2 protein-coding genes are annotated in these 1,557 nt (G+C 68.2%); both read right to left on the bottom strand.

Annotated elements, in window-relative coordinates; translation table 11 throughout:
• Window positions 1-34: 34 nt before the first annotated feature.
• Complete coding sequence (locus tag ACN469_RS13165; protein WP_498767714.1) at window positions 35-799, bottom strand: polyketide synthase; 765 nt, start codon at window positions 797-799, stop codon at window positions 35-37.
• Window positions 796-1,557, bottom strand: a complete 762-nt coding sequence (locus ACN469_RS13160; RefSeq protein ID WP_498767712.1) for an enoyl-CoA hydratase-related protein — start codon at window positions 1,555-1,557, stop codon at window positions 796-798. Before ACN469_RS13160 ends, ACN469_RS13165 begins: the two co-directional genes overlap by 4 nt.

The raw sequence follows: 1,557 nt of genomic DNA, 5'->3' as shown, positions 1-1,557 counted from the left end.
CAGGATTCCCCAAGGCCGCTCGCTCAGTCGGCCGTCATGCCCCGAACAGCTTCTCGATTTTTTCTCGAACCTCCGGCTGAGCGAAGCTCCGCCGGTGCATGGCTCGCTCACCCGCGATCACCCGCTGCAGCTCCTGTCGGGTGGTCTGCGTCAGGTGTGCCTTCAACAGCGCCAGGGAGAGGCGAGGCTTCTGCGCCAGCTCCGCGGCGATGCGCAGGGCGACCTTCACCACGTCCGCCTTCTTCTCCACCTGGACCTGGGCACCTCGCGCCTTGAGCTCCAGGCCGTAGTAGTTCCGGGCGGTGAAGAGCATCTCCGCCCCGAGCGCCTCGCCCATCCGCTTCGGGAGGATGTACGTGGAGCCCATGCCGGGGGTGAAGCCGTACTTCATGAAGACCGCGCTGTAGAGGGACTCCTCCGCGAGGATGACGATGTCGGCGAAGAGGCCCAGGGCCAGCCCGCCGCCAATGGCATGCCCTTGCATCGCCGCGATGACAGGCACCTCGCACCGCAGGAAGAGGTCATAGAACAGCAGCCCGTCGAGCGAGGCCTCCTGGGCGTCCTCCGAACGAACCCCCTCCACGAGCGCGATGAGCTCCTCCTTCGTCCCACCGCAGCAGAAGTAGTTGTCGAAGCCATGCACCACCACGACGTGGAGCTCCGGCATCCGGGCGATGGTGTCGAAGGTCCGCTTCAGCTCCTGCACGAAGGCGGGCGAGAAGGTGTTCCTGCTCTCGCGGTCCTCCAGCGCCACCACGCCGATGGCGCCACGCCGGGTCAAGGTGACGTTCGGACTCATCGGCGAGACTCCCCTTCCCACGGCAGGCGCTGGTGGGTGAGGAAGTCGTGGATCCGGCGACGGACCTCCGGCTCCTGCGCCAACCCCGAGGTCGTCCGAACGGCCAGGCTCTCCACGCGCTCGTCGATGGGGAAGGCCTCGTTCACGTAGCGCTTGAGCTGGTGGATGCCCTCGGCGGGGATTCGCTGGAAGCGCAGCAGCAGGCGATGGAGGGCGCGCTCCGCGTCCTCGCCGAGCTCGTCAACCAGTCGGAGCGCGAGCGCCCGCTCCGCGGTGAGCTGCTGCGCCGTGAGGGCCAGCGTGCGGGCCTCATGCAGGCCGACCCGGCGCGCCAGGAAGGGCAGCACCATGGCCGGCAGGAGGCCCCAGAGGATCTCCGGCAGGCTGAAGGAGGCCGCCGGGGTCGCGAGCACCAGGTCGCTGGCGGCCACGAGCCCCACGCCTCCCGCGAGCACCTTTCCATCCACCAGCGAGACGACGAGCTTTGGAAAGGTGGCGAGGCGCCGGAGGGTCCGGAAGTAGAGCGCGCTGGTGGCGGTCATCTCCATCAGCTCGGTGAAGTCCATCCCGGCCGAGAAGGTGTCCCCGTGCGCCGAGAGGACGACCACCTTCGTCTCCCTGGAGTGCTCCGCCTCGTCGAGCGCCTCATTCAGCGCGACGAGGAGGGCCTGGTTGATGCTGTTGCGTGCCTCGGCGCGGTTGAAGATCAACCGCAGCGACAGCTCGCCCCGCTGGCGGAGGATGACGGGGGTGCTCAT

The organism is Corallococcus terminator (assembly GCF_049194865.1).
Classification (GTDB): domain Bacteria; phylum Myxococcota; class Myxococcia; order Myxococcales; family Myxococcaceae; genus Myxococcus; species Myxococcus terminator_A.
Note: the sequence above shows the minus strand (reverse complement) of the source record. Positions and strands in the feature narration are given on the sequence as shown.